Raw genomic sequence first — 25251 nt, 5'->3', positions numbered from 1 at the left:
GATTGATATTGCGACGCAACAATCACGTCTGCAACCGTCCCTCGCCCTGCCCCGCCCGGATCACCCGGCGGCGCAACCCGGCCGTTGCCTGCGACAGGTAAAATCCCCGGTTTCCCGTGCCGAAGACTGCCTGCCATGACCGACGCCACCACCGCCTCGTTGACCCAGCATTACGTTGAAGAACTGGAGGCGATCCGCGCCCAGGGCCTGTTCAAGTCCGAACGCATCATCACCAGCCCGCAGTCGGCCGAGATCACCCTGGACGACGGGCGCACCGTGCTCAACTTCTGCGCCAACAACTACTTGGGCCTGGCCGATCACCCGGACCTGATCCAGGCCGCCAAGGACGCGCTGGATACCCACGGCTTCGGCATGGCATCGGTGCGCTTCATCTGCGGTACCCAGGACCTGCACAAGCAGCTGGAAAAGCAGATCGCCGGGTTCTTCGGCAAGCAGGACACCATCCTGTACGCGGCCTGTTTCGATGCCAACGGCGGCCTGTTCGAGCCGCTGCTGGGCGAGCACGACGCGATCATTTCCGATGCGCTCAACCATGCCTCGATCATCGACGGCGTGCGCCTGTGCAAGGCCAAGCGTTTCCGCTACGCCAACTGCGACATGGCCGATCTGGAAGCCCAGCTGCAGGCGGCCGATGCGGCCGGCTGCAAGACCAAGCTGATCACCACCGACGGCGTGTTCTCGATGGACGGCTTCATCGCCCCGCTCGATGAGATCACCGCACTGGCCAAGAAGTACAACGCGCTGGTGCACATCGACGAATGCCATGCCACCGGCTTCCTCGGTGCGACCGGCCGCGGCTCGGCCGAGGTCAAGGGCGTGCTGGAGAAGATCGACATCATCACCGGCACCCTGGGCAAGGCCATGGGCGGTGCACTGGGCGGTTTCACCTGCGCCAGCGCCGAAGTGATCGAACTGCTGCGCCAGCGCTCGCGCCCGTATCTGTTCTCCAACTCGCTGCCGCCGCACGTGGTCGCCGCCGGCATCAAGGCCTTCGAGATGCTGGCTGCCGCCGATGACCTGCGCGATACGCTGGCACAGAACACCGCCTACTTCCGCGAGAAGATGACCGCCGCCGGTTTCGATGTGAAGCCCGGTGTGCACCCGATCAGCCCGGTGATGCTGTACGACGCGCCGCTCGCGCAGAAGTTCGCCGAGCGCCTGCTCGAGGAAGGCATCTACGCGATCGGCTTCTTCTTCCCGGTGGTGCCCAAGGGGCAGGCCCGCATCCGCACCCAGATCAGCGCCGCGCACACTCGGGCGCACCTAGACCGGGCGATCGATGCCTTTACCCGGATCGGCCTGGAGCTGGGCGTGATCAAGGCCTGAGTGCCCCAGCCGACCCACGGTCCGGCATGGCCGTCGCACCCGCGCGTCACGGAGGTAGAGCCGACCGTTGGTCGGCTGCCTCTCGTCGCAGGCCATGAACATCCGACACGGGGGGCACGCCTTGCGTGCCCAGCCGACCAACGGTCGGCTCTACCGTCGGTGCGACGCGCGCGGCGGGGTTACTTTTTCTTTTTCTTCTTGTCCTGGGCCTGTTCTTTGCTGGCCACCACCACCGGTGCGGCGACCGGACCATCCTGGCCGTTGCCCTTTGCCACGCGGATACCGTTGGCCTTCATCCAGGCATCGAACTCATCGGCGCTCATGCGCTTGTCGCCATCGCTCATCAGAAAGCGGTAGCTGCCGCGGCCATCCAGCTCGGGAACCTTGACCTCCACGACCTTGTCGGTCACCGGCGGATCCTGCTTGGCGATCTGCTTGTGGCCGCCGCAGGCGGTCAGCAGCGCGGCCGGCAACAGCAGGCAGGCGCCACGGAAGAGGGAACGGTTGAGGGTACTGACGTGCATGGTCTTACTCCCGGTATTGAACGGAACATCCCTTCGAAGGCCATCCATTGCCCGGGTCGAATGGCCTGCCACATGCCGGCAGGCCACGAGGTCACGGTGTGGCCGCGGCGCTGTCGGCCGCGGCATGAAGCAGATCCAGATCGTGTTGACTGAGCTCGCGCCAGGCGCCCTTGCCCAGGTCGCCCAGCGGCAGCTGGCCGATCGCCACGCGCACCAGGCGCAGGACGTTGATGTCGAATGCGGCCAGCAGGCGGCGGATATGACGGTTGCGGCCTTCCTCCAGCACCACTTCCAGCCAGGCGGTCTTGTCGCCGCTGCGCAGCAGCGTGGCGCGTCGCGCGCGCAACCACTCCCCTTCGTCCTCGATCCCTGCGCACAACGCCTGAAGCTGCGCGGCGTCGGGAATGGCATCGATCTGGACGTGATAGGTCTTGTCCGGGCCGGTGGCCGGGTCGGTCAGGCGCGCGGCCCACTGCGGATCATTGCTGAACAGCAGCAGGCCTTCGCTGGCCTTGTCCAGGCGCCCAACGGGCGCGATCCACGGCAGCCCGGCGTCGTCGAAGCAGCGGTAGACCGTGTCGCGGCCGCGCTCGTCCTGCGCGGTGGTGACCAGCCCGCGCGGCTTGTTGAGCAGCAGATACACGCGCTTGGGGGCATCCAGCGGCTGGCCATCGACGCGCACGTGATGACGCCCGTCGATGATCGGAAATTCGGGGTTGTTGATGACACGGCCATCGACCGTGACCCGGCCGTCGGCGATCCAGCGCGCGGCTTCGGTGCGCGAACACAGCCCGGCCTTGGAGAGCACCCGCGCCAGGCCATGGCGCGGTGCGCTTGCAGGGGCGTTCGGGGCGGTGCTGCGGGTGCCTGTTGCGGGGCTCGCACGCCGCTCGGGGCGGCGTGGTCGGGACGCGGTCGCGGCGGGTGGCCGGCGTGTCGTCATCGTGCTCCGCTCAGGCGGCTTACTTCTTGTCCGCCGGCTTGGTTTCAGCCGGTGCTTCGGTGGTGGCGGCGGGCACGGCCGCCGGTGCCGGGCGCGCCTTGACCACGCGCACACCGCGGGCCTTCATCCAGGCGTCGAATTCTTCGGCGGTCATGCGCTTGCCGTTCTGGCTCATGTCAAAGCGCCACGGCGTGTTGTCGAACTCGGTCTGCGGCTTGTAGGCGGCCGGATCATTCGGGTTGATCACCGGTGCGCTGGGGATTGCCTTGGCAATGTTCTGGCAGCCATCGATGCGCAGGCGCTGCAGCACGCGGTCCAGCGACTGTTCCTGGTCGAAGTTGGAGGTCAGCACGCCAGCGGGCATGCCCAGCTGCACGTTGCGGATGTACAGCTCTTCGGCAACCGGTGCGATCGCGGTGGCCGGCAGCGGCAGCGGCGATGCGCTGACAGGTGCCGAACAGTCCACGGCAGCGTGGGCGGCGGGAACCAGGGCCAGGCCAAGCGCGGCGGCCAGTGCAAAACGCTGCATGGGATGCATCCAGGAAGGGGTCGACGCGGCGAGTTTAACAGCGCCACAACGTCTTTCAAGCGCCACCTTCAATGAATACGGCAACTTGTTGGATTTATTGTTGATTTCCGGGTTTCGGGACAACCAGGGACAAAAAAAAACAGGGCCCGGCAATGCCGGGCCCTGCTTATGAGACTGTACTGCCAGAAGGATTAGTTCTGGACGTTCAGCTCGGTACGACGGTTCTTGGCGCGACCTTCCGGGTTGTCCGAACCATCCGGGTTGGTGTTCGGCGCAATCGGGCGGCTCTCGCCGTAACCGATCGGACCGACCAGACGCGAAGCGTCAACGCCGTTCTGGGTCAGGTAGTTGTACACCGAGGTGGCACGACGCTCGGACAGCTTCTGGTTGTAAGCGTCGGTACCCTTGGAATCGGTGTGACCGGCCACTTCAACGCGCAGATCCGGGTAACGCTTCAGGATTTCCGAAGCTTCGCTCAGGATCGCAACCGCGTCCGGACGCAGGTTCGACTTATCGAAGTCGAAGTTCACGCCCTTCAGATCGATCGACACCGGGACCGGGCAACCGTCCGGACCGATGGTCTGACCCGGCTGCGAGTTCGGGCACTTGTCGTCGCAGTTGTTGACGCCGTCACCGTCGTCATCCAGATCGGCGCAGCTCGGCGCAACCGGAGCCGGAGCCGGCACGGCAGCAACCGGGGCCGGACCCAGCGGGATCACGACGCCGACCGAAGCCAGCACGTCGCCGAACCAGTCTTCGCTCGGAGCAGCAATGCTCTGGTCGTCGAAGTCAGCGCGGTAGGCCACTTCGGCACGCACAGCGACGCGCTTTTCGAAGGTGGTCTGCAGACCGACGCCGAGCTTGGCGGCGAAGTTGCCGTCCTTGCGCTCACGCGGACCGTTGGTGTTCAGCGCTGCGTACTCTTCTTCCGACTTCTGGTAGCCCAGGCCGAACAGCAGGTACGGGTTCCAGCCGCGGCCTTCCTGGATGAAGTGGCGACGCAGGTCGAGCGAGGCGCCGTACTGGCTCCAGTTCAGATCCTGGTTGGCATCGAAGTTCGGGTTCTGGTAGTTCAGCTCGCCGTCCAGCGACCAGTTGGGGCTGATGAACTTACCGAGGCCCAGGGTAACGAACGGAGCGTCGTTGGTCAGACGGTCGCTATCCTGGAAGTTGAAGCCGGCCGAACCGGTCAGGTACCAGCGGTCGTCAAAATCCTGCGCCGATGCAGCCTGGGCGAAAGCCAGACCGCCCAGCAGCGCGGCAGTGAGGATCTTCTTGTTCATTGAGTACAGCTCCTATTTCGGGGGTATGAAACCGGTAGAGGCATGGGCCAGCACTACTGCGTCGTTTTCAGACTGCCGATTCAGCACGCCACCGCCGCGAACATTATGCTCAGGCGAGTGAAGGTGATGTTAACAGTCCCGTAACATGTGAAGACGACCGCCAGACCTCTACCGGGTCCAGCTGGTGGCACCCTATACAGGTTGATGAAATTCCGCAAGACCCAGCAATGACAAGGGTTTTGCCTAATTCAGGCGACGTCGCGACACATTTTTCACGTTAGGGTTCAAATCGCGTAAGCGCCTTGATTCAGCGCAAAAACAGCCACGTCGTGATCCGTATGATGGAGAGGATTCCCCCGATCCGGAGCCGACATGAAAGCCGTGGGACTGACCCGATATCTGCCGATCGAAGACCCCTCTGCGCTGCAGGACGTGAGTATCGCAACACCGGGCGAGCCGCAGGGACGCGACCTGCTGGTCCGAATCCATGCTGCTTCCGTCAATCCCGTGGATACCAAACAGCGTGCGCCGCGCGCGCAGCAGGAGCATCCGCCGCGGATACTGGGCTACGACGCCGCTGGTGTCGTGGAAGCGGTGGGCCCGGAAGTCACCGCCTTCGCACCCGGCGATGAGGTGTATTACGCGGGCGACGTGACCCGCCCCGGTTGCAATGCGCAGTATCAGTGGGTGGACGAGCGCCTGGTCGGGCGCAAACCCACCACGCTGGATTTCGCCGAGGCCGCGGCGTTGCCGCTGACCACGCTGACCGCTTGGGAACTGCTGTTCCAGCGCATGCCGCTGCACTTTGAAGACCGCCGTCATCGTGGCCAGCACCTGCTGATCATCGGCGGCGCCGGCGGTGTCGGTTCGATCGCCATCCAGCTGGCACGGCATGCCGGCTTCACCGTGATCGCCACCGCCTCGCGTGAGCAAACCCGTGCGTGGTGCCTGCAGATGGGCGCCGACCACGTGATCGATCATCGCCAACCGCTGGCCGCGCAACTGCAGGCATTGGGCGTCGCGCAGGTGCAGGTCGCACTGAATCTGGCCGACACCGACCACTACTGGGACGCGCTGGGCGAGCTGCTGGCCCCGCAGGGACATGTAGGGCTGATCGTCGAGCCGCGCGGACCGCTGCGCATCGGCGATCCGTACAAGGCCAAGTGCATTGGCATCCATTGGGAATTCATGTTCGCCCGCTCGCGCTTCCAGACCGCCGACATGATCGAGCAGCACTGCATCCTGAGCCGCGCTGCCAGCCTGATCGACGCCGGCGAACTGCGCACCACCGCGCACACGCACCTGGGCATCATCAATGCGGCGAATCTGCGCGAGGCACACCGGCGACTGGAAGGCGGCGGCGTGATCGGCAAACTGGTGCTGTCCGGCTGGGAGTAATCGCGCGGCAACGTGTCAGCGCACTTTCGCGCGCATCTGTATCTGTCGGCGGTGCGCAGTGCCGCCTACAGTCAGTGGCCCTTCCGGTGATACCCGTCATGCCCACCTCCCTGCCCCTGCGCCTGCTGCAACTTCTGCTCGGTCTGTTCCTGTATGGCTTCGGCGCGGCGGTGATGATCCGCGCGGCGATCGGCGTGGCGCCCTGGGATGTGCTTTCCCAGGGCATCGCGCTGCAGACGCCGCTGTCCTTCGGCGTGGCCACCAATGTGATCGGCGCGCTGGTGCTGCTGCTGTGGTGGCCGATCCGGCAGAAGCCGGGCCTGGGCACGGTACTTAACGTGATGCTGATCGGCCCCAGCGCGCAATTCGGGCTGTGGCTGCTGCCGGAGGTGCATGGCCTGGCCTGGCAGATCCCGATGTTTGCCTGCGGTTTGCTGCTGGTCGCGCTCGCCACCGGCCTGTATATCGGCGCGCGCTTCGGCCCCGGCCCGCGCGATGGCCTGATGACCGGCCTGCACGCTCGCACCGGCTGGCCGATCTGGATCGTGCGCAGCGCGATCGAAGGCACGGTGTTGCTGATCGGCTGGTGGCTGGGCGGCAACGTCGGGGTGGGCACCCTTGCTTTCGCGCTGCTGATCGGCCCGCTGTGTGGGCTCACCCTGCCGCTGTTCGGCATCCGCAAGCCCGCCCCGGCCGCCGCCACACCCTGACGGGCGTCCGTGCCGACCGGCGGTCGGCATCTGGCGGGACACATGCGCTTGCTCTTCAGGGCCTTTCGCGGCACCCTGCGGGCTTCCGTACGCAAGCGTATCCACATGTCGCCAGCCGCCGAATCCACCGCCTATCCGCACCTGTTCGCCCCGCTCGATCTGGGCTTCACCCAGCTGCGCAACCGGGTCCTGATGGGGTCCATGCACACCGGCCTGGAAGACCGCGCGCGCGATTTCCCGCGGCTGGCGGCGTATTTCGCCGAGCGGGCGGCCGGCGGCGTCGGGCTGATCGTCACCGGCGGCTTCGCGCCCAACGTGGTCGGCTGGCTCAAGCCGTTCGGCGGCAAGCTGTCCTGGCCGTGGGAGGTCCGCCCGCATCGCCAGGTCACCCGGGCCGTGCACGACAACGGCAGCAGGATCTGCCTGCAGCTGCTGCATGCCGGCCGCTACGCCTACCACCCCCTCTCGGTAGCGCCCTCCAAGCTGAAGGCGCCGATCAACCCGTTCACCCCGCGGGCGCTGTCGGCGCGCGGCGTGGACCGCCATATCGCCGATTACGCGCGCAGCGCGCGGCTGGCGCGCGAGGCCGGCTACGACGGCGTGGAGGTGATGGGCTCGGAAGGCTATCTGATCAATGAGTTCATCGCCCCACGTACCAACCAGCGTACCGACCGTTGGGGCGGCGACGCGGCGCAGCGCATGCGCTTCGCGGTGGAAATCGTTCGCCGCATCCGCGAGGCCTGTGGGCCGGACTTCATCATCATCTACCGGCTTTCCCTGGTAGACCTGGTGCCCGACGGCAGCAACTGGGCCGAGATCGTGCAGCAGGCCCAGGCCATCGAGGCAGCGGGCGCGACCCTGATCAACTCCGGCATCGGCTGGCACGAGGCGCGCATCCCGACCATCGCCACCTCGGTGCCACGCGGTGCTTTTGCGGGAGTCACCGCCAAGCTCAAGCCGCATGTGGGCGTGCCGGTGATCGCTACCAACCGCATCAACATGCCCGACGTGGCCGAGCGCATCCTCGCCGCGGGCGGTGCCGACATGGTATCGCTGGCGCGGCCGCTGCTGGCCGACCCGCAGTGGGCCAACAAGTCGCGCGCCGGCCGTCCGGAGGCGATCAACACCTGCATCGCCTGCAACCAGGCCTGCCTGGACCACGTCTTCGAGAACAAGACGGCCAGCTGCCTGGTCAACCCGCGCGCCGTGCACGAGACCGAGCTGGTCTACCGCCCGATCACCACCCCGCGCCGCATCGCCGTGGTCGGCGCCGGTCCGGCCGGACTGGCCTGCGCGACCGTGGCTGCCGAGCGTGGCCACGTGGTGACGCTGTTCGACGCCGGCAGCGAGATCGGTGGCCAGTTCAACGTCGCCAAGCGGATCCCGGGCAAGGAGGAATTCCACGAGACGCTGCGCTATTTCCGCCACAAGCTGGACGAGACCGGTGTCGAGGTGAAGCTGGGCACCGTGGCCGACGTGACCACCCTGGCAGGTTTCGACGAGGTGGTGATCGCCACCGGCATCACCCCGCGCCGGGTCGATTTCCCCGGCGCCGACCACCCCAAGGTCGTCACCTACCTGGATGTGCTGCTCGGCAAGGTCCAGGTGGGCGAGCAGGTCGCGATCATCGGCGCCGGCGGCATCGGCTTCGATGTCGGCGAGTTCCTGGTCCACGAGGGGCCCTCCAGCGCGCTGGACCCGGCGCGCTGGATGGCCGAGTGGGGCGTGGACCCCAGCTTCGAGGGCCGGGGCGCGCTGGCCAAACCGGCACCTGAAGCGCCCGCCCGCAAGGTCTGGCTGCTGCAGCGCAGCCCGGGCAAGCCCGGCGCCCGCCTGGGCAAGACCACCGGCTGGATCCACCGTGCCACGCTCAAGGCCAAGGGCGTGAGCATGCTCGGTGGCGTGACCTACCTGGGCGTAGATGACGCCGGCCTGCGCATCCGCGTGGACGGCCAGGAACAGCTGCTGCCGGTAAGCCATGTGGTGGTCTGCGCTGGCCAGGAACCGCGCCGTGATCTACACGCCGCGCTGCAGGCCGCCGGCATCCAGGCACAACTGATCGGCGGCGCGGATGTCGCCGCCGAACTCGATGCCAAGCGCGCGATCGATCAGGGCAGCCGGGTCGCCGCTGCGCTCTGATCCGGGTCGAAACCGACCTGAATACGGGGCTAAACCGCCGATTCAGCCCCACCTCCGAACCTGAATGTCAAGCTTTCGGGTTCAGGATGTATTGGGAAATCCCCCCCTATCGTGCGCCAACTTTCCCGCTCACCACCCAGTTCGAGTGAGCGCGCGGACCCCACGTCTTCTTCGGGTCCGCCCCCGGGCGGCCCCGATGGCCGCCTCCCCATGACGCCAAGTCGTACCCACGCCCCGTCCGCACGATCGGATGGAACAGCCAGGTGCGGCCCACACGGAGCAAGGAGATTTATGAAACTGGCCTGGATTCTCTGGCTGTCACAGTTGTTGCCGCAGCCTGCCGCCGATTCGTTGTGCCTGAGCACGACCGTCTACCTCGAAGCGCGTGACCAGACCCTGCGCGGCCAGCAAGCCGTCGCGGAAGTGGCCCTGCGCCGCCTGGACAGCGGCCTCTGGGGCGACTCGATGTGCCAGGTGGTGACCGCGCGCAAGCAGTTCGCCCCGACCATCGTCGCGCCCGGCACCCAGCTCGGCAACGCCGATGCCTGGCAGGAAGCGATGACGGTGGCCTTCGATGCCGAGCGAAACTGGGCCCTGCCGGCCGGTGAGCGCAAGGAGATCGTGCCTGGCGCGAGCCACTTCGCCGCCATGGCAATCGCCAACCCGAGCTGGCGCAATGCCTACCAGGTGGCCACGATCGGCGATCACACCTTCTACCGCGTGCAGAAACTCAAGCCGCGCGCGTCGTAACGATCTGTTACGGCCATACCGTTGAGGATGAAGGGCCGGCTCTGGAATAGTGGGCGGCTCACCTTCCACCCATCCGCAACGGAGTTCCCATGAAGCTGTACAGCAAGCCCGGAGCCTGCTCCACCGCCGACCACATCGCCCTGCAGTGGACCGGCCAGCCGTTCGAGGTGGAACTGCTCGACAAGGACACCCTGAAGGCGCCGCCGTTTCTGGCCCTCAATCCGGCCGGCTCGGTGCCGGTGGTGGTCGATGGCGATTTCGTGCTGACCCAGAACGCGGCCATCATGGGCTACATCGCCGATACCCACCCGCAGGCCGGCCTGACCGGTGACGGCAGCCCGAAGCAGCGCGCCGAAGCCACCCGTTGGCTGTCCTTCGTCAACTCGGATCTGCACCCGGCGTTCAAGCCGCTGTTCGCGCCGGGTGCCTTCATCGAAGACGACACCCAGTACGACGCGCTCCGCGCCGCCGCCCGCAAGCGCCTGCGCGCCCTGTTCGAGCGCGCCGATGCGCAGTTGGCCGACCGCCCCTGGCTGGCCGGCTTCCGCAGCTTCGCCGATCCGTACTTCTACATCACCCTGCGCTGGGCGGCGGGCGCGAAGATCGACCTGAGCGGCCTGGACAACCTCGCCGCCTTCAAGCAGCGCATGGAAGCCGATACCGGCGTGCAGACGGTCCTGAGGGCCGAAGGCCTGAGCTGACCGGCGCGGCTGACCTGGACGTATAAGAAGAAGCCCGGCAGTGCCGGGCTTTTTCGTTTCCAGCGCGCGCGGCGATCAGCCAACGACCTCGACTACGTTGCCCTCGGCATCGCGCAGTTCGCTCGGCTCCACCACCACCTGCAGCGCCGGCCAGCCCGGGATCGTATATGTCCCGCGGCGTGGCAGGACCGTGGCGACCAGCGCCTGCACCGTGGCCGGGGCCAGCTGGCAGTCCAGCGCATCTGCCTCGACCACCAGCGCATTGACCGCGGCCGGCGACAGCGTGATCTGCCGATCGTTGCTGACCAGCGTCAACGGCTGCCCGAACAGCAACCGCGCCGGCAGCAGCGCGAGCAGCGATTCCACCTGGCGCGCGCCCAGCGTCAGGGTCAACTGCTGGTCGGCACCCTCGCCCTGCACCGCCCCGCCCAGCTTCTCCAGGAACAGATAGGCCGTCTGCGAGCCTTCGCGTGCCGCGCCCTCGGCCACCGCAGCAGCGAGCGCGGGGTCGTCCAGCAACGAGCCACGCGCGATATCGGTGATCCACAGCGGCATCTTCGGCAGCAGCGCCTCGAGCACGCCGGTGGTCGACCAGCGCTTCACCGCATCCATCTCGTCATCGGTCAGCCCGATCACCTGCAGGAACTCCAGCGACCCGTTGGGCGTCTCGCGCGGCGGCAGCTGCGGGTCGCGCATGAAGGCGATGTGCCGCAGCAGCGTATCGGTGTCGGCGGCGATCGGCCCGCCTGCGTTGAGGTAGTGACCCTGCTGGAACACCTTGCCGTTGGCGAACACGTAGCGCGCCAGGTTCTGCAGGAAGTTCATCGCCCACGCCGGCGGCTCGCTGCCCGCCGCAGCGGCAACCCGGAAGCTCAGCTCGAAGCCGTAGCCACTGGTGGCCGGGTCATCGCTCTCCTTTTCATACAGCTCGGAGAAGCCGTAGCTGACGAAGTGCCAGTGCGGCAGCGGCGCATCGTTCCAGTACGCGCTGATGCCGTCCAGCGGATCCTCGCCACCGAGCAGCGAGCGCAGCACCGGGCCGTAATGCTGCGGCGCCTGCGTGGGATACACCGCCTTCAACGCGGCATCGATGGCATCCCACCCGGGTGCGCCGTCGTCCTCGATCTCATCCACCATCGCTACTCTCCCGCACACGAAACAGCACGCATTCTAAACAGCGTGCTGCCTGGCCGCCGTCGACGTACCGTCTCAGGCGATCACGGGCTCGCTCTGCAGCAGCGCGCGCGTCTCTTCCAGCCAGCGATTCGCCAGCGCCGGGCTTTTCGCCTTGCTGATCGCGGCGGCCATGTCCGGCCACAGTTTCTCCAGGCTGCCAGCATCGGTGCAACGCTCGACTTTCAACTGCATGAAATAGCCCTTGAGACCGAGGTGCCTGCGCACCGATTCGCTCATCCAGTCGTACAGACGCTTGTAGAGCTCCGGATCCTGCTCGCGCCCGGCGGTCAGCGCCGCGGCGACGACCGGTGCGGCACTGCCGCCGACGATCTCGATCAGGCCCATCGCCGAGAGCTGCGCCAGCGCATCGTCCGGCGCACGCAGGCCCGGCAACAGCGCGGTCAACGCGGTGTCATCGCGCTGACCATCGACCATCAGCAGAATGGACCGCAACGCCGGCGGCAGGCGCCGTGCACGATCCTCGATTTCCTGACGGCCAGCCGCCGTCTTGGCATGGATGTACGCCATGTGCCTCCCCTTTCACGTGGTGCCGTGCTGCGCCGCTTCGACCCACGGCCGATACGCGTACGCCCCCTTGCGATTACTCGACGGACATCCCGGGGGCCGCCCTGGCCGTATCCCACGGCGCCGGCCCTTCCCCCCTCTGCGGGCAGGCGTAGACGCCGATCGGTGGCTGCCATGGACCTCCGCCTGCCTCCTCAGACTAAAAACTCAAGAACAACGCGACATCACTCTTGAGCAGCAACACCATTATTTCCCAAGGTCCTCCATGTCAAGAATCACGTCTCCGAACGTGCGCTTTGCTGGTGGACCAAGAGATCGCAGGGGCCGAACTACCAGCGGCGCGTGCACCTCACCCAAAAGAAGATCCTCTGTTGTTCCATCAGTTTGCCTAGCCATGAACTTTCCCACCAGCGAGACCCAGGAATAGGCATGCTGATTGAATATCCTCTCTTGAGCTTCAATGGGACCTCGCAACTTGACAGCCACCTCTTCCTGGACTCCCGCCTCGAACAACTCCTTCGACGAATAAAGAACGAACGTCTCTCGCTCTACCGTCAGATACCCCTCTAATCGAACCACCCTTTCTTCGTAAGACGAAGGACTTGCCGCAAGTGATCGAAAACTCGCGCGACATGGCGTTTCGACTGTACTACCGCAATCCTGGTTTTCCCCGATGGGGGCGGCTCGCTGCTGACATCCCAGCAGTACGACTGCAAACAGCATGAGTCCCACACCCACGAACTTTTCCATGAACATCGATTCCTCCAAGCTACGGGATCCCTGCAGAAGTACTCCCTTAGTCATCTGCGCGAGACGATGAGGATGCAGCGATATCGGAAATATGGATTGCGCCACCGTCACGATGCACTATCTCCGCACTGATCTCCCAGCCATGGTCTGCAGAGTATTTCTGACACACCTTACTGGTATACCCCACTCCGGCCTTTGCGGCCCCCATGCCAGCGCCGTACAGCGTATACGCAGCTCGCCACCAGACAGTCAACTGGATCCACTGCGCGCGCCCGCCCGTCCCCTGATCCCATAAATACGCCAGTGCACCACCCTGGCTGTACAGGTAGTGCCGATTCTTGCCGCTGCCCGCATCGATCACCGAACTGCGGCGGCCGTCGCCGTCGTACCGGTAGCGCTCCAGCGAGGTTGCCACGCGCAGCCGGTTACCGAAGTCAAACTGGTAGCCCTGCCCGTTCTTGAGCGACAGGTTGCCCTGCACGTCGTAGCCCAGGCCGATGATGGCCGCACCGCCGGCGTTGCGCACGACGGTGAGGCGGTTGCTGCCGTCGTAGTCATAGCGGCGCTGACCTTTGCCCGGCTGGGTCCAAGTGCGCAGGTTGTCCAGCGCGTCGTGCGACCCCACCTTCCTCTTCGCCAAGCTTCGGTGGAAACTGGATTCTGATCCACCGGACGTAGGCACGAATCCCGACCATCGTCTCTAGTCGGATGACGATGCTTGCCACGCGCACGGATGTAGACCGGATCAAGGTAACCCGAGAAACCGCACGCCCTTCGGATTCTCGTGAGAGCAGATAGCGATAAAACGGCGACGGCGTCTCTTCCGAGCCCAGCGGCAGGCCGGTCAGTCGGAGGTCACTTCAATCAGTAGCCAGTCCAACTGGTCCAATGCGATCACATACTCGCCATCCTGCCTCTCAAGAAGCGCGTGATCGAACGGCGGCCCCTCTTTGTACCAAGCTCCCGACATGGATACGAACCTGTCCAAGGCGTAGCCCTGTCCATCTCCTGGGTAAGGTAACAGCTTACCTGACAAGCAGTCGACGACGTTGTCCCCCACCGGTTGGCATCTTATTTGATGCGTAGCCTTATCGCTCGGAAAAGAGAATCGGCTGCTTCCGCCATGCAGATCGGCGCCATTCCCATAGACAACAAGTCTGACCGGCTGTCCCGAAAACGGGATCGTCCCCTCGACAATCGCTTCCCAGGATGCCTGCGCCCAATCATCCAGAAGGCTGGGCTGGTTTGTTCCCACCTGAAGGCTGCTCACATCTGTCCAACCAGCGTTGAGCAGCTTGAGGAAAGCTCTTACCGAGACTTCTAATTCGTTCATTTTATCCCAGCATCCTTTAGGGCTTGTTCCTCTTGGTCATGCTTGTAGCCGCCAGCGCAGCGGTCAATCAGGATACGGTACAGAATAGAGTGGGGCAGAAGGCGGCGACAATCAGAGTCGGAACCCCGCAGACTGGGCTGCCCTGCCAATGATGCGATAGGCGCCAGCCGAATCGAGCTGCGGGATCACTGTCGCCGCTAGCTAGCGATCGTGAGTACATACTCCCCCCCGCCAGTTGCCACACAGGCAACAGACGCTGGAAACGGGAGTGGATGGGGTTTTCGAACATCCACCTTAACTTCCCACACCGAGCTATCCTGCTCTAAATCTTCTTGTGAGAGTTGCAATTCAACAACTGATTTTCCGATAGAGATCAATAACGCCCCCCCAGCACCCAAATAGACGCCTTCAACATCCATCCCAATGAAAGAATATATATCCGCCAGAAACTTCGACCTACCATAAAAGAAGTCTTGCTCCGATATGCCAGTCAAACTATCGCCTGCGCGAACCTCAGCGGCACACGAAAAGACTACATCCACATACACTGAAGATTCCAGAGAATTCACACGCCTTATAAACCTAAGCGCCACTTCAATACTACTTACCCAGAACGAATCAAACTGCGCTTCCGCCAACATCTTCTTTAGCGCATCACTTGCCGAATCCGGGTCCGCCCAAGCCACCTCAGTCAATCCACCCATTATTATTTCTTCCTATAGAAAATGTGACTACCCGTACGCTGCTCAGCCCTTGGGATATTTCCAAAATTCCTACCATTCTCTGGATTTACAGGCTGATGGGGATGACCTTCGCGCGTTACTGACACTCTTGGCTCATGTTTGGGCCCACCATCCATAACTCGCACATCCATCTTCATGGATGGAACATTATGAAGAGTACCCGACTCGGTCCCTGAGTCGTTGGATATCTTCACACCCTTGTATCCCGCGCCCTCCAGGGCTGACCTGGTGTCGGCCGGACTATTTCCGACTCTTACCCCTCCAACGGTAGGACCTCCAATCTCCGACCCCATCGCTCTCGTGAAGGGCGCCGCGATTGATCTGATGATGCCTGGCAAAGTGAAGCCACCTAAAGCCACAGTTGCAAGAGCCGTCCCATTGTAGTGAAAGGCATCATCTCCGAGCTCATTCCCGAATCCTGGATTCCCCATTTGATCAACGTTCGAGAACCACTCTTCATCACGGCCGTCAGGGTCGGTAAATTTATATGGGTTACCTAATACATAAGAGTATCGGTTGAATTTTCCGCCAGCCTTTAAGTCCACGGCTACCGGATCCACCGACAAGAACACCCCCACCGTCGGATCCATATACCGCTGCTGCATGTACGTCAGCCCGGTACTGCCATCCATCACGTGCCCGGTATACCCCACCCCGTCCTGTGCGGCACCGATGCTCGCGCCATACGGCGTGTACGCCGTCCGCAGCACCACCGCCGCCTGCTCATTGGTCTCTGCCACCGGGCTACCCAGTGCATCGGTGTGCTGGTAGCGCACACTGACTGCCCCACTGCCAGCAACCTTGCGCGCTGCCACCAGGCTGCCCGCCAGCTGGATGTACTGGGTGCGCTCACCCGTCCCCTGATCCCATAGATATGCCAGTGCACCACCCTGGCTGTACAGGTAGTGCCGGTGCTTGCCGCTGCCCGCATCGATCACCGAACTGCGGCGGCCGTGGCCGTCGTACCGGTAGCGCTCCAGCGAGGTTGCCGCGCGCAGCCGGTTGCCGAAGTCGAACTGGAACAACCAATCGCTTTTCTGGGCACCCCTTTAGTTCAGCATCCAGTGTCACCACCTGAAATGCCTGTTTTAGCGCAAAACAAAGCTCATTGGTTTGAACTTCAATCGGTGCCTCAGCAACCTTGCGCCAGAAATCACCCAGTGGCAAAGAGGGGGCGTGCGACAACGTTTCAATTGAGCGCAAAATCCAGACGTCGCAATTGGAGGCTGCAACTCCTCCAATAATTTTCACCACAGCCGCGCCGGTCACAGATTGATCATTGTTCACAAAACCCCCTTAACTGCCATCGATTGGTTGTGTAGGCCCTCTACCGGGAGTTCCTCCAGTGGAGTTCGGCTGATAGCGGTGTTGATGAGGATTCGGATGGGTGCCAGGGCGTCCATGATCTGTGGTGCCCCCGCTTCATGTAGCTCCGCGCACTGTGCCGCCTTCGACTAAGTACCGACACGCGGACGCCCCCTTGCGATTACTCGAAAGACATCACAGGTAGTCCCTGCCGTACACCCCGGGCTGGCACCTTCCCCTCTGCGGGCAATCACGTCGGGAGCTTACTCTAGGGCGGCGGCGCATGAGGATGCGGCGCAGCATTAGTGGACAGCACGTATGGGGAGGCAGCAGGCTAGAACTGGTAGCGAGCACGAGCACCGATCGCCAGCGCTATCAGTGGACCAGCGATTATCCGCAACGCATCCACCAACGCCGCTCGCACAGGCTGCCCCATCTTCCGCGACATCCTCGAATAGCCAAAGAAGCCGGAAAAACGTCCTTTCAGCGCCGCTCTGAGGTAGTAAGACTTAGCCTTCGATGCGTCCATTGGCACGCTTTCCTCAAAGTACTGCGCAAACCCCAACAGAACCTCAGGAGTCAATTCATGATCCGCAGCGATCTGGAGAAACCGAAGTGACTCTGCGTACGCGCGCCGCTTGAGAGATACCCGCGCAAGACTCGTGAAAGTGATGGAATTTGGTGCGATCAACGATGCGCGCCTATAGCTATCCAGAGCTTTATCAAGATCAACGCAGAGATCCGGTCCGCCCTCCTCAAATATCATCCCTCGGCACATGTAGCCGTCCAATCGATGCCTCTCATCCATCGAACTGGTCAGTGAGTCAGCCAAGCGCAGCGCCTGGTGCGCTTGCCCATGCTCCAAAAGCTGGACTGCCTGTTTAAAATCCGCATGCACATTCTTCATGGATTCGGAATCTCCCGCATCTTCGCCTTAGTTTCCCGCATCGCACCATCCTTTACTTGCTGTATTCTCTCCTGTTGCTGAATGCGCTGCATGCTTGGTCTTTCGCCATTGTATAGGCCGATGCCAACGCAGGCATAATACAGGGTTTCCCTGGCCGCCTTGGACTTCTGCAGCGCGCTCCCCGTGCCTAATGCCGTCTCCCAGAGGACAGGTGTCGCACTTGCGGAAAGGGCAGCAGCAGAGGGAGCTGCAGTGACTGTTACCGCAGGCAGAGTTACTGTTCTGGTCAACTCACCAGCTCGAACTGCTTGGTCAATTGAAGTGTCGCGGCGCAGCGCCTCCACGGTCGTCAATTTGAAGAAACTCGGCTGCGGCCCTAGCACCGGCTTGGGCGCACTTACTGTCACCGTCGGAAGGGTTTTTGGGAGAGGTGCTGGTTTCGGCATATTTGAATCCACCGCTTCGCGACCATCAGGGTCTACATAACCGTGAGGACTACGATCCGCGTACCAATATCTATGGAAAGCACCTATAGGGCTCTGGAGTGTTGATACCGGGTCAATCGACAAGAACTGACCGAGACCCGAATCGTAGTACCGCTGCTGCATATACGTCAGCCCGGTACTGCCATCCATCACGTGCCCGGTATACCCCACCCCGTCCTGTGCGGCACCGATGCTCGCGCCATACGGCGTGTACGCCGTCCGCAGCACCACCGCCGCCTGCTCATTGGTCTCTGCCACCGGGCTGCCCAGCGCATCGGTGTGCTGGTAGCGCACATTGACTGCCCCACTGCCAGCAACCTTGCGCGCTGCCACCAGACTGCCCGCCAGCTGGATGTACTGGGTGCGCTCGCCCGCCCCCTGATCCCATAGATATGCCAGTGCACCACCCTGGCTGTACAGGTAATGCCGGTTCTTGCCGCTGCCCGCATCGATCACCGAGCTGCGCCGGCCGTGGCCGTCGTATCGATAGCGCTCCAGGCTGGTCGCCTGCCGCAGCCGGTTGCCGAAGTCGAACTGGTAGCCCTGCCCGTTCTTGATCGAAACGCCAAGCAGAAGATGTTAAGCGAGGTGCTGGACTCGTTTTTTAGAACAGACTGGACGCTAGCAAAGCGATTGCAACCCTCACAAACGCAAAGCCCGCTGATGCGGGCCTTGTGGCTCATCGACTCCGGAGCCCCACCCATTAGCTGGACGTCTCTAGTTCGAGCTCTTATGTTGGTTTCCATTCATTCCATACTAACTCGTCAGCATCGCGCCAAAGGGCCTCGCCCACTCTAAGCTGCATCACTGGCTCTAACGACCTATCAATCGCAACCAATGTCCGCAGTGGGATTTTCCGCACATCTTCTGGAGAGACATCGGGCCCAGCCCCTGCAAACATCTCCCACAATCCCTCTTCCCATCGAGCGGCCTCGGTCACTGGATGCCCGCGTAGCGCATCCAAGTTGGTAACCGCGACAGCAGCCATGGGCACCGCCGCGTGCCTTGCCTGCTTATCACCCCAGGCAGGAGACCTTTCCTCGTCATACGGCCGCGAAAGATCGGGGATGTCGGCAGTCCAGCAGACACCAACCGGCAATATCTGTCTGGCACTTACATCACCATAGAAATCAACTGCGCCGAGCATCAACTTCTGAACCCAAGAGCTATCCACTAGTCCAAGCCGGAATTCGCCTAATCGCTCCAATACGATCTCTTCGCTACTCGTACTCTTGATAGGTAGCGCCTCCACCATGGCGTTAATGATTCGCCCAGCCTCGGCATCCGAATAATAGGCTGCTCCCGCCAGGATCACCTCATAGCCCGCACATGGACTGGCACCTACGGAATACGCAAATCTCGGTGTATCGCTCGCAGCCACAACGTAGACATGACAACCATCTCTTGCGATGTTCTCCCTGATCTTCTCAAGGGCCTCACTTCTATTGCTCACTTGTCCGCCCCGTGCAGTTCCTTGTGACAATCCTTACATACCACAGCCATGTTCTCCGGCTTGGTAGCGCCTCCATCGGTATGACGCTGTACATGATGCGCGTCAGAGTTAGCCAAGTCGGTTGGCTTGCCGCAATTGGCGCAGTTTCCGCCTTGATTACTTCGACCTTCTGCTTTTTCGCGATGCCGTGCTCGCCCTGCCAGTGCGCGACAGGTGCCAGCCCAGCAATTGACGCGTGCTGCAATCGATCACCAGCGCCAAGCTCAGCCAGCCATCCTTGCCTCCCCATACGCGGCACAGATCCGTCGCCTAGCGTTGATCAGGCAACTCTGCCCGGGATACTTTGGCCTCGAACCGCGGGCGTTGCCCAAGCGGGCGCTTGCGCACCTGCCAGCCCTTGAGCTGGAAGATCCGCTGCACCGGGTTCTTGTTCATGCCCAGCAGGGCGGACACGGCCCTGTAGCCGAACGATGGCTCAGCTTCAATTATGGTTTTGATCGGCTCGGCCAACTCGGGGTTCACCCGCGCCGGTGCCTTCGTCGGCTTGTAGTACACGCTACGTCGGGCCACGCCGGACCACTGGCACGGCTTGGCCATCGACACTACGAAACCCTCGTCCTTGAGTCCCTGCTGGATCGAGAGCATCAGCTCGTCCTTGCCCAGCAGGGAGGCCAGTTTCTTTCGGGCGCGGATCTCCAGCATCGCCTCGCCGTAGGCCTCCTGCAGATCCCTCAGCTGGCGCTCGTACTGCTCGCGTACGTCCTCAGGCTTGGCCCGCAGGGCGTTCTCCATGCCTCGCTTGCCATCGTCCACCCAGCTCTCGATCTCTGCCGGCGTCAGGTCGAACGGGCGGCTCGCAGCGGCCACCGTCGTCTTGCCTTGGATGACCTCAAGGACCAGGGCTGACTTGCGCCGGGCCGTCCAACGCTTGATCTCTTCTTCCATCACTTCGCTCATCGGTGTCTTCTTGGAGGAAAACAACACCTGAGCAGGAAATCAGTAGGTCATTACACCCTAACTTGGACAAACAATTATTTCACCATCATCGACAACCAATCGCTTTTCTGGGCACCCCTTTAGTTCAGCATCCAATGTCACCACCTGAAATGCCTGTTTTAGCGCAAAACAAAGCTCATTGGTTTGAACTTCAATCGGCGCCTCAGCAACCTTGCGCCAGAAATCACCCAGTGGCAAAGAGGGGGCGTGCGACAACGTTTCAATTGAGCGCAAAATCCAGACGTCGCAATTGGAGGCTGCAACTCCTCCAATAATTCTCACCACAGCCGCGCCGGTCACAGATTTATCATTGTTCACAAAACCCCCTTAACTGCCATCGATTGGTTGTGTAGGTCCTCTACTGGGAGTTCCTCCAGTGGAGTTCGGCTGATAGCGGTGTTGATGAGGATTCGGCTGGGTACCAGGGCGTCCATGATCTGTGAAGTCAATATCCCGAACCGGCTTGCCGTCCCCATCAAACTCCCTTGCTTGATCATACCGCCCGTTACGCCCATCCTTCTGACCCAGTTGAGTATGCGGCCCGTTAGCATCAGCATCAGGCTTCGGATTTCCATGCCGGTCACGTGGCAAATCTCTATCCGGAAGCCTGCGCGATTGTTCAGAACTGCTCGAATTTTGATCTTGTTTCGAAGTCGATTGTTTCGGCTCAGGCCTCGGCTGAGAATTTGGTTGACTTCGCGGGGCCGCTTTTGGCCCACCCTTTGGCGCAGCACGAGGAATAATTTTAGGCACAATCCGACGAATTACCTCAACAATTAATTTACCCCATCTCCCATCCGGATCGTTGAACCTGTACGGATTGTTGTTTGCATACAAATACCGATTAAAAGCTGCAATCGGGTTGCTATATGCCGTCACCGGATCCACCGACAAGAACATCCCCACCGTCGGGTCCATATACCGCTGCTGCATATACGTCAGCCCGGTACTGCCATCCATCACGTGCCCGGTATACCCCACCCCGTCCTGCGCGGCACCGATGCTCGCGCCATACGGCGTGTACGCCGTCCGCAGCACCACCGCCGCCTGCTCATTGGTCTCCGCCACCGGGCTGCCCAGTGCATCGGTGTGCTGGTAGCGCACACCCCCACTGCCAGCAACCTTGCGCGCTGCCACCAGGCTGCCCGCCAGCTGGATGTACTGGGTGCGCTCACCCGTCCCCTGATCCCATAGATATGCCAGTGCACCACCCTGGCTGTACAGGTAGTGCCGGTTCTTGCCGCTGCCCGCATCGATCACCGAGCTGCGCCGGCCGTGGCCGTCGTACCGGTAGCGCTCCAGCGACGTTGCCACGCGCAGCCGGTTGCCGAAGTCGAACTGGTAGCCCTGCCCGTTCTTGGTCGACAGGTTGCCCTGCACGTCGTAGCGCGTCTGGGGGTCGTGCCCGCCACTGCAGAACAGGTCCCGGTCACTGGATGCCCGCGTAGCGCATCCAAGTTTGTAACCGCGACAGCAGCCATTGGCACCGCCGTGTAACTTGCCTGCCTATCACCCCAGGCAGGAGACCTTTCCTCGTCAAACGGTCGCGAAAGATCGGGGATGTCGGCAGTCCAGAAGACACCAACCGGCAATATCTGTCTGGCGCTTACATCGCCATAGAAATCAACTGCGCCGAGCATCAACTTCTGAACCCAAGAGCTGTCCACTGGTCCAAACTGGAATACGCCTAATCGCTCCAATACGATCTCTTCGCTACTCGTACTCTTGATGGGTAGCACCTCCACTATGGCGCTAGTGATTCGCCCAGCCTCGGCATCCGAGTAATAGGCTGCTTCCGCCAGGATCACCTCATAGCCCGCACATGGACTGGCACCTACGGAATACGCAAACCTCGGTGTATCACTCGCAGCCACAACGTAGACATGGCAACCATCTCTTTCGATGTTCTCCCTGATCTTCTCAAGGGCCCCGCTTCTACTGCTCATTTGTCCGCCCCGTGCACTTCCTTGTGAAAATCCTTACATACCACAGCCATGTTCTCCGACTTGGTAGCGCTCCATCGGCATGACGCTGTACATGATGCGCATCAGAGTTAGCCAAATCGGTAGGCTTGCCGCAATTGGCGCAGTTGCCGCCTTGATTACTTAGACCTTCTGCTTTTTCTGCCCGCCTTCGCACTCAATAGTGGAACCGGCGGGGAGGATGTGCCCTCGCTGTCCGCCCCCCTATTTGTCAGGCATTGGATGGGATGATGGACGAGCTACCAAGTCGGCAAGATCTTTACCCCACTCGCCACGAGAAGGGCACATCAAGGTATCCGCAGTTGCATTTCGCTTGAATCTGCACGTGCGAAGTCCTCCCAGCACTACAGCGAGCTCATCGCGTTCTCCAAGAGTTGATGTAATCGCGCTTAGATGAACTGAACCCGTCCCTGAACTTTTCGAATTAATATAAACATCGTAGTAATTTCGACCATCCAATTCCCGCTCGTAGACAGAAACTGAGCTACCAAGACGCGTCAACTCCAGCTTAGGAATCAAGCCTTGTGAAGGCCGCTGCGGAGAGTCACCTTCGTAAATCGTCAGGACATCACCAGCACCCGATCGAACACGATGAATAGAATAGTCTGCTGGATTCTCATAACTTACTGACATTCCATTTGGGACGCGCAAACATGCACCGTACATGAAGTAATCACACCCATAGCGCCATAACTCAGAGCTTTGAGCATTCACATTTAACGGGACCAGAGCAAGTAAGGCAAAAATAAATCGACCCGTGATGATCATATTATCGCTCCTGTCTCTTTATGCTTGAGTTCGCACCAATAATTCCATCGATAGTATGATCGTCGACCATGCCCGGAACCATATTCATTATTCCACGCCCCATTTCCGGAACAGGCATTCCAGTTGCTGAATTGTATAAATCCTCGACCCCGCCAAGGTGAGAAACCTCATGAGGAACGACACCTTTATCAAATCTATCTAGCACGTTGATCTCACTTCTTTTTCCGCCCAGTTCAGCAAAGCTCCGACCAGTGGCATGTGATGTTGGACCAATTGTTAACTTTACGGAGTTCCTCGCGGCACGGGGAGTATCCCTGGTTACATCGACGACCTCAACCGTCACCTTTGTCTCCCTCCCCCCTACGTTGTAAGTCCCGGACATCGATGCCACTTGTTCCTTAAAGGTGTTTATGTTCTCCGGGCTTGCACCATCACCAGAGAATTTAGTCGGAAAGCTGATTTTTACGGAGCCATCTTTCATTTCAGTCACGACTGGAACTCGTCCATCCGGGTCTATGTAGGCGTAAGGACTATTTTTGGCGTAACGGTAACGATTGAACTGCGACAGCTTCCCGTCCCTTGCAGTCACCGGATCCACCGACAAGAACATCCCCACCGTCGGGTCCATATACCGCTGCTGCATATACGTCAGCCCGGTACTGCCATCCATCACGTGCCCGGTATACCCCACCCCGTCCTGTGCGGCACCGATGCTCGCGCCATACGGCGTGTACGCCGTCCGCAGCACCACCGCCGCCTGCTCATTGGTCTCTGCCACCGGGCTGCCCGCCAGCTGGATGTACTGGGTGCGCTCGCCCGTCCCCTGATCCCATAGATATGCCAATGCACCACCTTGGCTGTACAGGTAGTGCCGGTTCTTGCCGCTGCCCGCATCGATCACCGAACTGCGGCGGCCGTGGCCGTCGTACCGGTAGCGCTCCAGCGAGGTTGCCACGCGCAGCCGGTTGCCGAAGTCGAACTGGTAGCCCTGCCCGTTCTTGATCGACAGGGCGCCCTGCACGTCGTAGCGCGTCTGGGGGTCGTGCCCGCCACCGCAGATCAGGTCGCTGACCGCGGCCACGTTCCCGTTTGTATCACAGCTGGTCTTCAGTCCAGCGCGCCGGTGTCGGGGCTACGCGCCGGCAGTGTCGTTTTTGTCGCAGACGTCGTGTCGACTCCGGAGCCCCACCCATTAGCTGGACGTCTCTAGTTCGAGCTCTTATGTTGGTTTCCATTCATTCCATACTAACTCGTCAGCATCGCGCCAAAGGGCCTCGCCCACTCTAAGCTGCATAACTGGCTCTAACGACCCGTCAATCGCAACCAATGTCCGCAGTGGGACTTTCCGCACATCTTCTGGAGAGACATCGGGCCCAGCCCCTGCAAACATCTCCCACAATCCCTCTTCCCATCGAGCGGCCTCGGTCACTGGATGCCCGCGTAGCGCATCCAAGTTAGTAACCGCGACAGCAGTCATTGGCACCATCGTATAACTTGCCTGCTTACCACCCCAGGCAGGAGATCTTTCCTCGTCATACGGTCGCGAAAGATCGGGGATGTCGGCAGTCCAGCAGACACCAACCGGCAATATCTGTCTGGCGCTTACATTGCCATAGAAATCAACTGCGCCGAGCATCAACTTCTGAACCCAAGAGCTATCCACTGGTCCAAGCCGGAATTCGCCTAATCGCTCCAATACGATCTCTTCGCTACTCGTACTCTTGATAGGTAACGCCTCCACCATGGCGTCAATGATTCGCCCAGCCTCGGCATCCGAATAATAGGCCGCTCCCGCCAGGATCACCTCATAGCCCGCACATGGACTGGCACCTACGGAGTACGCAAATCTCGGTGTATCGTTCGCAGCCACAACGTAGACATGACAACCATCTCTTGCGATGTTCTCCCTGATCTTCTCAAGGGCCTCACTGCTATTGCTCATTTGTCCGCCCCGTGCAGTTCCTTGTGACAATCCTTACATACCACAGCCATGTTCTCCGACTTGGTATCCCCCCCCCCATCGGCATGACGCTGTACATGATGCGCATCAGAGTTAGCCAAGTCGGTTGGCTTGCCGCAATTGGCGCAGTTTCCGCCTTGATTACTTAGACCTTCTGCTTTTTCTTCCCGCCTTCGCACTCAATAGTGGAACCGGCGGGGAGGATGTGCCCTCGCTGCCCCGCCCCCCCCCCAATTTGTCAGGCATTGGATGGGATGATGGACGAGCTACCAAGTCGGCAAGATCTTTACCCCACTCGCCACGAGAAGGGCACATTAAGGTATCCGCAGTTGCATTTCGCTTGAATCTGCACGTGCGAAGTCCTCCCAGCACTACAGCGAGCTCATCGCGTTCGCCAAGAGTTGATGTAATCGCGCTCAGATGAACTGAACCCGCCCATGCTCACACCATACGGCGTGTACGCCATCCGCAGCACCACCGCCGCCTGCTCATTGGTCTCCGCCACCGAGCTGTCCAGCGCATCGTTGTGCTGGTAGCGCACACT

27 protein-coding genes and 1 pseudogene are annotated in these 25251 nt (G+C 61.5%); 6 read left to right on the top strand and 22 right to left on the bottom strand.

Translation table 11 applies throughout. The annotated features are described in order from the left end of the window. The first annotated feature begins 135 nt into the window (after positions 1-135). Positions 136-1347 carry a glycine C-acetyltransferase gene (gene kbl, locus ACTT2I_RS02395; protein WP_088435193.1) on the top strand — a complete coding sequence of 404 codons (1212 nt, stop codon included), beginning with the start codon at positions 136-138 and terminating at the stop codon, positions 1345-1347. A gap of 179 nt (positions 1348-1526) precedes the next feature. Here kbl and ACTT2I_RS02390 read toward each other — a convergent pair whose 3' ends face one another. The 4 genes from ACTT2I_RS02390 to ACTT2I_RS02375 form a co-directional block, all read right to left on the bottom strand. Next, complete coding sequence (locus ACTT2I_RS02390) at positions 1527-1871, bottom strand: hypothetical protein (protein WP_088435194.1); 345 nt, start codon at positions 1869-1871, stop codon at positions 1527-1529. Positions 1872-1962: 91 nt separating this feature from the next. Continuing rightward, positions 1963-2814 carry a pseudouridine synthase gene (locus tag ACTT2I_RS02385; protein ID WP_293979746.1) on the bottom strand — a complete coding sequence of 284 codons (852 nt, stop codon included), beginning with the start codon at positions 2812-2814 and terminating at the stop codon, positions 1963-1965. Between the two features lie 19 nt (positions 2815-2833). After that, positions 2834-3343 (bottom strand): hypothetical protein, encoded by a 510-nt coding sequence (locus ACTT2I_RS02380; protein ID WP_088435196.1) that lies wholly within the window; start codon positions 3341-3343, stop codon positions 2834-2836. A gap of 191 nt (positions 3344-3534) precedes the next feature. After that, positions 3535-4626, bottom strand: coding sequence for an OmpA family protein (locus ACTT2I_RS02375; RefSeq protein ID WP_088435197.1), 1092 nt, complete (start codon positions 4624-4626; stop codon positions 3535-3537). A gap of 372 nt (positions 4627-4998) precedes the next feature. On the opposite strand from ACTT2I_RS02375, the gene ACTT2I_RS02370 reads away from it, so the two are divergent. The 5 genes from ACTT2I_RS02370 (at position 4999) to ACTT2I_RS02350 (ending at position 10324) form a co-directional block, all read left to right on the top strand. Next, positions 4999-6024, top strand: coding sequence for a zinc-binding alcohol dehydrogenase family protein (locus tag ACTT2I_RS02370; protein WP_421100441.1), 1026 nt, complete (start codon positions 4999-5001; stop codon positions 6022-6024). A gap of 98 nt (positions 6025-6122) precedes the next feature. Further along, entirely contained in the window at positions 6123-6734 is a 612-nt protein-coding gene (gene yczE / locus ACTT2I_RS02365; protein ID WP_088435199.1) for a membrane protein YczE, read from the top strand. A gap of 105 nt (positions 6735-6839) precedes the next feature. Next, positions 6840-8873: an NADPH-dependent 2,4-dienoyl-CoA reductase gene (locus ACTT2I_RS02360; RefSeq protein WP_088435222.1), complete on the top strand. Its 2034-nt coding sequence runs from the start codon at positions 6840-6842 to the stop codon at positions 8871-8873. A 291-nt stretch (positions 8874-9164) separates the two neighbouring features. Next, complete coding sequence (locus ACTT2I_RS02355) at positions 9165-9623, top strand: cell wall hydrolase (protein WP_019185842.1); 459 nt, start codon at positions 9165-9167, stop codon at positions 9621-9623. Between the two features lie 89 nt (positions 9624-9712). Then, positions 9713-10324 (top strand): glutathione S-transferase family protein, encoded by a 612-nt coding sequence (locus tag ACTT2I_RS02350; protein ID WP_421100440.1) that lies wholly within the window; start codon positions 9713-9715, stop codon positions 10322-10324. A 75-nt stretch (positions 10325-10399) separates the two neighbouring features. Here the strand turns inward: ACTT2I_RS02350 and ACTT2I_RS02345 are convergent, their stop codons facing one another. The 18 genes and pseudogenes from ACTT2I_RS02345 to ACTT2I_RS02260 all read right to left on the bottom strand — a co-directional run bounded on the left by ACTT2I_RS02345 (position 10400) and on the right by ACTT2I_RS02260 (position 24886). After that, on the bottom strand, positions 10400-11461 hold the full coding sequence (locus ACTT2I_RS02345; RefSeq protein ID WP_421100439.1) for a suppressor of fused domain protein: 1062 nt from the start codon (positions 11459-11461) through the stop codon (positions 10400-10402). 72 nt (positions 11462-11533) lie between these two features. Further along, the gene (locus tag ACTT2I_RS02340) at positions 11534-12028 is read right to left on the bottom strand and encodes a hypothetical protein (RefSeq protein WP_346491280.1); all 495 of its coding nucleotides are present in this window, start codon (positions 12026-12028) and stop codon (positions 11534-11536) included. 243 nt (positions 12029-12271) lie between these two features. Beyond that, positions 12272-12781, bottom strand: coding sequence for a hypothetical protein (locus ACTT2I_RS02335; RefSeq protein WP_172407608.1), 510 nt, complete (start codon positions 12779-12781; stop codon positions 12272-12274). Between the two features lie 40 nt (positions 12782-12821). Beyond that, positions 12822-13400: an RHS repeat domain-containing protein gene (locus tag ACTT2I_RS02330; protein WP_088435204.1), complete on the bottom strand. Its 579-nt coding sequence runs from the start codon at positions 13398-13400 to the stop codon at positions 12822-12824. A gap of 219 nt (positions 13401-13619) precedes the next feature. Then, a complete protein-coding gene (locus ACTT2I_RS02325) occupies positions 13620-14108 on the bottom strand; it encodes a hypothetical protein (protein WP_421100438.1) in 489 nt (162 codons plus the stop codon). 197 nt (positions 14109-14305) lie between these two features. Next, positions 14306-14812, bottom strand: a complete 507-nt coding sequence (locus ACTT2I_RS02320; RefSeq protein WP_143592208.1) for a hypothetical protein — start codon at positions 14810-14812, stop codon at positions 14306-14308. Positions 14813-14814: 2 nt separating this feature from the next. Beyond that, positions 14815-15876, bottom strand: a complete 1062-nt coding sequence (locus tag ACTT2I_RS02315) for an RHS repeat-associated core domain-containing protein (protein WP_421100437.1) — start codon at positions 15874-15876, stop codon at positions 14815-14817. Between the two features lie 614 nt (positions 15877-16490). Continuing rightward, positions 16491-17063, bottom strand: a complete 573-nt coding sequence (locus ACTT2I_RS02310) for a hypothetical protein (protein ID WP_088435205.1) — start codon at positions 17061-17063, stop codon at positions 16491-16493. After that, positions 17060-18004, bottom strand: a complete 945-nt coding sequence (locus tag ACTT2I_RS02305) for an RHS repeat-associated core domain-containing protein (RefSeq protein ID WP_443096774.1) — start codon at positions 18002-18004, stop codon at positions 17060-17062. Before ACTT2I_RS02305 ends, ACTT2I_RS02310 begins: the two co-directional genes overlap by 4 nt. Before the next feature lie 274 nt (positions 18005-18278). Next, positions 18279-19001 carry a DUF4262 domain-containing protein gene (locus ACTT2I_RS02300; protein WP_443096773.1) on the bottom strand — a complete coding sequence of 241 codons (723 nt, stop codon included), beginning with the start codon at positions 18999-19001 and terminating at the stop codon, positions 18279-18281. Then, complete coding sequence (locus ACTT2I_RS02295; protein ID WP_443096849.1) at positions 18998-19204, bottom strand: HNH endonuclease; 207 nt, start codon at positions 19202-19204, stop codon at positions 18998-19000. The genes ACTT2I_RS02300 and ACTT2I_RS02295 overlap by 4 nt, the downstream gene beginning before the upstream one ends. Positions 19205-19649: 445 nt before the next feature. After that, a pseudogene (locus ACTT2I_RS02290) lies at positions 19650-19958 on the bottom strand (DUF1153 domain-containing protein); the annotation flags it as partial. Positions 19959-20015: 57 nt separating this feature from the next. Continuing rightward, positions 20016-20315, bottom strand: coding sequence for a hypothetical protein (locus ACTT2I_RS02285; protein ID WP_443096772.1), 300 nt, complete (start codon positions 20313-20315; stop codon positions 20016-20018). 9 nt (positions 20316-20324) lie between these two features. Beyond that, positions 20325-21377, bottom strand: coding sequence for an RHS repeat-associated core domain-containing protein (locus tag ACTT2I_RS02280; protein WP_443096771.1), 1053 nt, complete (start codon positions 21375-21377; stop codon positions 20325-20327). Positions 21378-22183: 806 nt separating this feature from the next. Next, on the bottom strand, positions 22184-22747 hold the full coding sequence (locus ACTT2I_RS02275; protein ID WP_143592210.1) for a hypothetical protein: 564 nt from the start codon (positions 22745-22747) through the stop codon (positions 22184-22186). A gap of 1 nt (position 22748) precedes the next feature. Further along, positions 22749-23828 (bottom strand): RHS repeat-associated core domain-containing protein, encoded by a 1080-nt coding sequence (locus tag ACTT2I_RS02270; protein ID WP_421100640.1) that lies wholly within the window; start codon positions 23826-23828, stop codon positions 22749-22751. Between the two features lie 138 nt (positions 23829-23966). Next, positions 23967-24689 carry a DUF4262 domain-containing protein gene (locus tag ACTT2I_RS02265; protein WP_443096770.1) on the bottom strand — a complete coding sequence of 241 codons (723 nt, stop codon included), beginning with the start codon at positions 24687-24689 and terminating at the stop codon, positions 23967-23969. Beyond that, entirely contained in the window at positions 24686-24886 is a 201-nt protein-coding gene (locus tag ACTT2I_RS02260) for an HNH endonuclease (protein WP_421100642.1), read from the bottom strand. Before ACTT2I_RS02260 ends, ACTT2I_RS02265 begins: the two co-directional genes overlap by 4 nt. Positions 24887-25251: the final 365 nt, after the last annotated feature.

It is taken from the genome of Stenotrophomonas sp. PUT21 (assembly GCF_052232875.1).
In the GTDB taxonomy this organism is placed as follows: domain Bacteria; phylum Pseudomonadota; class Gammaproteobacteria; order Xanthomonadales; family Xanthomonadaceae; genus Stenotrophomonas; species Stenotrophomonas maltophilia_N.
Note: the sequence above shows the minus strand (reverse complement) of the source record. Positions and strands in the feature narration are given on the sequence as shown.